This window comes from Nocardiopsis lucentensis DSM 44048 (assembly GCF_000341125.1).
In the GTDB taxonomy this organism is placed as follows: domain Bacteria; phylum Actinomycetota; class Actinomycetes; order Streptosporangiales; family Streptosporangiaceae; genus Nocardiopsis; species Nocardiopsis lucentensis.
Window position 1 is genome coordinate 1 of the sequence record NZ_ANBC01000777.1, and the last position, 6,763, is coordinate 6,763.

A 6,763-nucleotide genomic window follows, 5' to 3' on the forward strand; every position below is an offset into this window, starting at 1 on the left:
CCGGCCGCCCGCGCCGGGTCGCCCTCCTGGGTTCCGTCGGCCCCGGCCATGTCCGCGCGGACGGCGGCGAGCAGGTCGCGGTAGGTCTCGGACGCCTCGGCGAACTCAAGCGTGCCGGAGGCGTTGAAGTCGGTCCGGAACCGGCTGGGCTCGACGATCATCACGCGGATCCCGAACTGCGCGACCTCCCCGGCCAGGGCCTCCGACCAGCCTTCGAGGGCGAACTTCGACGCGGAGTAGGCCGCGACACCGGGGAACGACATGCGCCCGCCCTGGCTGCTCATCTGCACGATCGTCCCGGTGCTCCGCGCGCGCATCGCGGGCAGCGCCGCGCGGACGAGCGCGGCGGGGCCGAACAGGTGCAGGTCCATCAGCTCCCGCAGCTGCGCGTCGCCGACCTCCTCAACCGCTCCGACCATGCCCCGGCCCGCGTTGTTGACCAGCACGTCGAGCTGGCCGAAGCGGTCGAGGGCGGCCCGCACGAGGTCCTCGGCCGCAGTGACGTCCCGGGCGTCGAACCCCGCGACCAGGCAGTCGTCGGGGTACTCGGCCGCCAGGTCGGCCACGCTCCCGGGTCGGCGCACCGCCGCCACCACGTGATCGCCCGCCGCGAGCGCCGACTCCGCCAGTGCGCGCCCGAAACCGCGGGACGCGCCGGTGATGATCCAGGTCTGTGCCTGTGTCTGTGTCTGTGTCGTCATGGCGGCGACGCTAGGACTTCGAGCGCGCTCGAACGCAAACCGGGCCGACGCGAACCGGACGGGGCCTCCCCCGAGGCCGGTGCGGCCCTCGCCGTGTTCAGCGTGTGTCGCCCGGTCGGGTCCCGGCCGGATCGGCGGTGGCTCGGAACGTCGACCACCCGGCCGCCCCGGTCGCGGGCGGGGAACCGACGCACGCCCCGCCACTCCCCATCCCGCAAGGGGTGCGCGACCTCCGCGTCGCCCCGCCGCAGCCGACATCCGCGACGGAGGCTAGCCCTCCCCGAGCGCCGCGACGGCGTCCAGGACCAGTTCGAGGCCGGGCTCGAACTCCTCGCCGAAGTCGTAGTCGGCCCGCGCCAGGTGTCCGGCGGCGAACGCGCTCAGATACGGGTACCGCTCCCGGTCGAGACCGGCCATGGCCGACTCCACGGCGCCGGTCGCGTCCTCCCCGGCCTCCGCGTCGTCGAACGGCAGCGCCGCCTCCTGGAGCACGAACCCGTACACGTAGGCGTCGATGATCGTGTAGGCGCGCGCGGTCATCGCCAGCGAGAAGCCGTTGTTCACCAGTACACCGACCACCGCGTCGTGGTGCTGGAGCGTCGCGGCCCCGGGGGTCGTCCTGCTGTCCAGCAGCCCCAGCGCCCACGGATGCCGGGCCAGCACCGTACGCGCCGAGACGGCTCGCCGACGCAGCTCGTCCCGCCACCGGCCGTCCACCCGAGGCAGCTCGATCGCGCCGAAGACCAGGTCGACCATGCCGTCCAGCAGGTCCTCCTTGCCCTCGATGTGGCGGTACAGCGACATCGGTTTCACACCCAGGGCCTCCGCCAGGGACCGCATCGTCAGCGCGCCGAGTCCGTCCGCGTCGGCCAGGGCCACGGCGGCGGCCAGCACCCGGTCACGATCCAGCGGCTCCGCCCTCCTCGACCCGCGTCCCGCGTCGGATCCGGACACGCGAACCTCCTTCGTCTGGTGTTGACCGATCTGGCGCCCTAGTTTAGCGTACTTAGTAAGCTTACTAAGTACGCAGGAGTACGACATGTCCCATCGCAGCTCCGGTCGACTGGTCGGAACCCTCTTCCTCGCCGCGTTCGCCCTCTACGGTGGCGGCGGCTCCTTGGCCGACCAGCCCGTCGGCCTCGGCCTCATGCTCCTCAACTCGGTCGCGGTGGCGACCATCGGAGTCGTCACCCTCGGCGTCCTCCGGACGACCGCCCCCGGCGTCGCCTGGACCTACCTCGCCGTCCGCGTCGCGGAGGCCGTCCTGCTCGCCGCCGGGGTGTTCCTCCTGGCGTCCGGGAACACCACCGGCAACGACCTCGCCTACGCGGCCGCCATGGTCGTCCTCGGGGTCGGCAGCGTCCCGTTCTGTCGCGCCCTGTCGACGCGTCTCGGGATGCCCGCCTGGTTCGCCTGGTGGGGTGTGGTCGGGTACGCCCTGCTCGCCGTCGGCGCGGTACTGGGATCCGCTTCCCCCGGCGCCGGTCTCGTACTGGCCGCCCCGGGCGGTCTCTTCGAGGTCGCCCTCGGCCTGTTCCTGCTCGTCCGGGGCTTCCCCGTCCCGACACACGCGCCCCCGACCTCCGACGGACGCCTCCGCCCCGGCCCGCGTGCCGAGGAGGGCCGTCGCTGAGGAACGGGAGCCCTCACCCCGACCACCGCGCCTCCAACCGGTGAGGGCACCCGGCAGCCGTCGAACGACACGGTCCGCGTCGGGTGCTCAGGCGAGGGGGTGGCGCGGGTCGGGGCCCGAGCTCCACACCCGAGCGGCCTCGTCGATGAGCGCCTCGCCCCTGACGACCTCCGCCCCGGCCACGGCGCCGAGCGTGACCAGGACCCCGTCGTCGTGGTCGCCCGCCTCGACCAGGGTCGGCGCGTGCTCGTCGAGGTAGGTCCGCAGGGCCACGCCGTCCTGGTGCTCGCCGAGCACCTCCTGGAGACCGCAGGCCCAGGTGCGCACGCGTTTGGCGCGCTTGCCCAGGACGGGGGCGGCGAGCGTGGCGGCGTAGCGGGCGCGTTTGGCGGCCTTGCGGACGTCGTGCCAGGCGGTCAGGCGCGCGTCGGCGTCCTCGGCGGCCACCGCGCGGTCGTGGGCGGCCGACATCCGGCGGCAGGCTCCGACGAGGTCGTCGGACAGGACGGGACGCGCCTCGCGGTGGGCCGCCTCGGTGAGCGGCGGGTCGGCGCGCAGGCGGTCCAGGGCCTCCAGCAGCGCGAAGTAGCGCGGGCCCGACAGCTCCTCGGTGATCCGCTCCATCTCGGCGGCGCGGTGGTCGTCGACGGCGCGCAGCCAGGTGTCGGTGGGCCGGTGCCCGGCGACGCGTTCGGGGAGGTCGTCGATCCACCGCTCGCACCGGTCCCGGAGGACCTCCAGGTCCCGTGCCAGGCCCAGCACACCCGCCAGGTCGCGGAGTTCGTCGGCGACCGGCCGGGTGGACCCGCGGTCCAGGACGGACGGGAACACCTGGAGCACGGCGCGGATCCGGCGGGTGGCCACCCGCATCTGGTGCACGGCGTCGGGTTCGTCCAGGCGGACCTTGGGGTCGTGGGTGAGCAGGTGCTCGACCTGGTCCCACAGGTAGGCCAGGACCACGTCGCCCGCGGTGTCGCCCCGGGGGCGGGGGACGGGCGGGGGGACGCGGTCGCCGAGCACGGTGAGGAGTTTGCTGCCGGTCGCGGAGGGGGTGGCCCCGGCCGAGGTCAGGCGTCGGCCGATGTCGTGTTGGAGTTCCCGGCCGCCCGAGGCGAGTTCGATCTCGACCTCCCGCCAGGCGGTGGTGGTGGTCGCCTCTCCGGTGACCGTGTCGTCGGCGACCAGGGCGAGGGATTCGCCCGCGGTGTCGCGCAGTTCGTACTCGGTGCGCCGGGTGCTGATCCGGGCGACCGGACGCAGGGGTTCTCCTCGGACCGCCGAGGCCGCGAGCCGGGCCAGCTCGGCGGGGGCNNNTCCCGGCCCAGCGGGGCGTGGAACTCGCGTTTGGCGTCCGGCCCCCACGGGATCTTCAGGTGCCATCCGGCGTCGGTTCCACCGGTGCGTCGGCGCAGGGTGATGCGGCGAGCGGCCAGGCTCAGGGCGTCGGTGTCGTAGTAGGTGGCGTCCAGCTCGTGCGTGCTCTCCTCCATCCCGCCGGGCGCGAGGTCGGCCAGGTCGGGCAGTCGCGTACGGGTGTCGACGGAGTAGGTGGTCTCGATCTCGATGTGGTCGGGCACCGGCGGTTCACCTCCGGCGTCGCACCCCGCGCCCCGAGGGGCCGGGGCGGGTGGTGGGTCCTTGTTCCCTAGCATTTACCCGCACGACGCCGGGGGAAAGGTGTCGCGACGGGTTTCGGCTCCGCTTCCGGAGACGGGGGAGGGGTTCCGGAACACCGCGGTGCGCGCCCGGCCCGTGTCCACCGCCAAGAGCCGGGAACGGAACGGTAAGGACTCGGCGGGAGATCGCGGCGTCTCCCGGAAACCGCCACGGGGCCCGGGGTAGGAAGGCGTGGTAACGACGCCCGCCCGGTCACGACGGCGGGCCCGACACGAGAGGCGCACACCGCCATGCCCCACCCCGACATCACCGACCGGGCCGTGCGCGACCTGGTCGACGCGATCAACGCGGGCGACCGCGAGGCCTTCGCCGAGGCGCTCACCCCCGACGCCACGATGTCCGACGACGGGTCGGAGCGCGATCTGTTCCAGTGGGCCGAGAAGGAGATCTTCTCCGCCAACGGCCGCATGGACGTCGTCTCCGCGAGCGACGAGGGACGATCGCTGGTCGCCGACTACCGCAACGACGCCTGGGGCTCCATGAAGACCCGCTGGCGGTTCACGGTGACCAACGGGAAGGTCTCCAGGTTCGACACCGGCCAGGCCTGACCCGGCGTCGCGGGGCGGGGTTCGTCCCGGCTCCTCCGTCCCCGGCGTCCGGGCGCCGAGAGCCGTCGGCGACGACGCGACCCCTCACTCCGACCACCGCGCCTGAAGCCCCGCCACGTAGTCGCCGACCACGCCCTCGGCGTGCTCCTGGGTGACGCCCCCGGCCATCAGCAGTGATCCGAGGCCGTGGGCGAGGGCCATGACCTCGGTGGCGATCCGCCCCGCCCGCGCGGCGTCCACCCGTTCGTCCGCGCCGATGATTCCGGCGAGGTGGTCGGCGAGCCCCCGCAGGTGGTCCCGGTAGGCGGTCGTGGCGGCGTCGGGCCTGGTGATCGCCAGCAGTTCGAGGCAGACGCCGACCCGGTGGAACGCGCGGCCGTCCTCGTCGGTGGGCAGCGCCTCGTCGAAGAACGCCCGGACCGCCGCCACCGCCGCGCCCTCGCCCCGTACCGCCGTCCGGGCGCGCCACCTCTGGAGGCTCCGGTCCGCGAGGCGTTCGAGCGCGGCCGTCAGCAGTCGTTCCTTGGACTCCCCGTAGTACTGCACCAGGCGCAGCGACACCCCGGCCTCCGCCGCGACCGCGCGCATGGTGACCGCGTGCAGGCCCTCCCTGCCGAGCAGACGCTCCACGGCGTCCAGGATCTGCTCACGACGCTGCGACTCCGACACTCCCGGCTCCCTCCGACACGCTGATGATACGCTCGTATCAAGTTGATACATGTGTATCAAGGAGGACGTGTGGCGACCACTTCCCGAACACTCGCGCTGTGGGTCGCGTGTGTGGCCCAACTCCTGGTCGTGCTGGACATCTCCGTGGTCAACGTGGCGCTCCCGTCGATCCAGGCCGACCTCGCGATGGGCCCGACACAGACGACCTGGGTGGCGCTCGCCTACGGCCTCGGCTTCGCGGGGGCGCTCCTGGTCGGCGCACGTCTGGCCGACGTCCTCGGCACCGGGCGGGTCCTGTCGTGGGGGCTCGGCGCGTTCACCCTGGCCGGCACGGTGGGCGGGCTCGCCACCGACGGATCGGTCCTCGTCGGCGCGCGGGCCGTCCAGGGCCTCTGCGCGGCCGTGGTCTCACCGGCCACCTTCACCCTGCTCACCACCACGAACCCGGAGGGCCCGGCCCGAACGCGGGCCGTCGCCGCGTGGACGGCCGTCAGCCTGGCGGGAGGCGGTGTCGGCAACATCCTCAGCGGAGCCCTCACCGAACTGGTCTCCTGGCGCGCGGTGCTGCTGGTCAACCTGCCGATCGGCCTGGCCGTCCTCGCCGGGGCGGCCGTCCTGCGCCGGCGCTTCCCCGACGCGCCCGGGCACGGGCGGCTCGACCTGGTCGGCGCGGTCCTGGCGACCGGCGGTTTCACCTGTGCGACCTACGCGCTGTCCGCCGCTGGCGGCCACGCGAGCGCCGCGTGGGCGGGCGCGGCGGCCCTCGCGGGTGTCGTGCTGTTCGTCCTGCTCGCCGCGCAACAGCGCCGGACCGCTCATCGGCTGGTGCCCCGGGGTCTGCTGCGCAACCGGCTCGTGGTGCGCGGGAACGTCGCCACCGCGTTGACCGCCGCCTGTTTCCAGGTGGGGCTGTGGTACTTCCTCACCTACCGGATGCAGGGGCCGATGGGGTTCTCCCCGATGCGGGCGGGCCTCGGGTTCCTGCCCCTGACGTCGGCCCTGCTCGTGGTCAACACCTGGATCACCCCGCGCCTGATGGCGCGCGTCCCCTCCCGGACCCTCGTCGCGCTCGGTGCCGTGGCCGCCGCCGCGGGCCTGGTCTGGCAGGCGTTCACCGTCGGGGACGCCTACGTGCTCGCGGTGCTCGGGCCGAGCCTGGTGGTCGGGGTCGGCGGCGGCCTGCTCACCACTCCCCTGGCCACGATGGTGACCACCGGTGTCCCGGCCGAGGATGCGGGGGCGGCCTCGGGTCTGATGAACACCGCCAAGCAGTTCGGCGGAGCCCTGGGCCTGGCCGCCGCGACCGCCGCCACCGCGCTCGCGGGCACCGACGGGGCCGCCTTCCTGTTGATGGGAGCGCTGGTCGGCACGGTCGCCCTGCTCGCGTTCCGTCTGCCCAGCCCACGGGAGCGACGGGCATCCGGCGCCCCCGTGTACGACTAGGGCCTGTTTTTTGGAACGGTCACCCGAGGGGGTGTCGTTCGGGCGCCGGCAGGGTTCTCAAGGATCGAGACTGCGCCGTAGGCGTCCGTTGA

The 6,763-nt window shown here is 73.7% G+C and carries 8 protein-coding genes; 3 read left to right on the top strand and 5 right to left on the bottom strand.

The features are described from left to right. On the bottom strand, positions 1-701 hold a 701-nt coding region (locus D471_RS0127150; protein ID WP_017601530.1), incomplete at its 3' end, for an SDR family oxidoreductase. Between the two features lie 270 nt (positions 702-971). After that, a complete protein-coding gene (locus tag D471_RS0127155; RefSeq protein ID WP_017601531.1) occupies positions 972-1,655 on the bottom strand; it encodes a TetR/AcrR family transcriptional regulator in 684 nt (227 codons plus the stop codon). 85 nt (positions 1,656-1,740) lie between these two features. Here D471_RS0127155 and D471_RS36455 point away from each other — a divergent pair, with 85 nt between their 5' ends. Beyond that, the gene (locus tag D471_RS36455; protein ID WP_017601532.1) at positions 1,741-2,334 is read left to right on the top strand and encodes a DUF4386 family protein; all 594 of its coding nucleotides are present in this window, start codon (positions 1,741-1,743) and stop codon (positions 2,332-2,334) included. A gap of 87 nt (positions 2,335-2,421) precedes the next feature. Here the strand turns inward: D471_RS36455 and D471_RS36460 are convergent, their stop codons facing one another. After that, a complete protein-coding gene (locus tag D471_RS36460; protein WP_161630123.1) occupies positions 2,422-3,354 on the bottom strand; it encodes a CHAD domain-containing protein in 933 nt (310 codons plus the stop codon). A 47-nt stretch (positions 3,355-3,401) separates the two neighbouring features. Next, positions 3,402-3,986: a CYTH domain-containing protein gene (locus tag D471_RS42760; RefSeq protein WP_086003054.1), complete on the bottom strand. Its 585-nt coding sequence runs from the start codon at positions 3,984-3,986 to the stop codon at positions 3,402-3,404. A 255-nt stretch (positions 3,987-4,241) separates the two neighbouring features. Between D471_RS42760 and D471_RS0127170 the strand changes: the two genes are divergently transcribed. Next, positions 4,242-4,559 carry a nuclear transport factor 2-like protein gene (locus tag D471_RS0127170; protein ID WP_017601534.1) on the top strand — a complete coding sequence of 106 codons (318 nt, stop codon included), beginning with the start codon at positions 4,242-4,244 and terminating at the stop codon, positions 4,557-4,559. Positions 4,560-4,643: 84 nt separating this feature from the next. Here D471_RS0127170 and D471_RS0127175 read toward each other — a convergent pair whose 3' ends face one another. After that, positions 4,644-5,228 (bottom strand): TetR/AcrR family transcriptional regulator, encoded by a 585-nt coding sequence (locus D471_RS0127175; RefSeq protein WP_017601535.1) that lies wholly within the window; start codon positions 5,226-5,228, stop codon positions 4,644-4,646. A gap of 69 nt (positions 5,229-5,297) precedes the next feature. On the opposite strand from D471_RS0127175, the gene D471_RS0127180 reads away from it, so the two are divergent. Further along, positions 5,298-6,671 carry an MFS transporter gene (locus D471_RS0127180; protein WP_017601536.1) on the top strand — a complete coding sequence of 458 codons (1,374 nt, stop codon included), beginning with the start codon at positions 5,298-5,300 and terminating at the stop codon, positions 6,669-6,671. The last annotated feature ends 92 nt before the right edge of the window (positions 6,672-6,763 follow it).

What these genes read in the sequence shown, in the direction of transcription:
- D471_RS36455 (WP_017601532.1), top strand. Translation starts at nt 1,741, where the DNA reads ATGTCCCATCGCAGCTCCGGTCGACTGGTCGGAACCCTCTTCCTCGCC.
- D471_RS0127170 (WP_017601534.1), top strand. Translation starts at nt 4,242, where the DNA reads ATGCCCCACCCCGACATCACCGACCGGGCCGTGCGCGACCTGGTCGAC.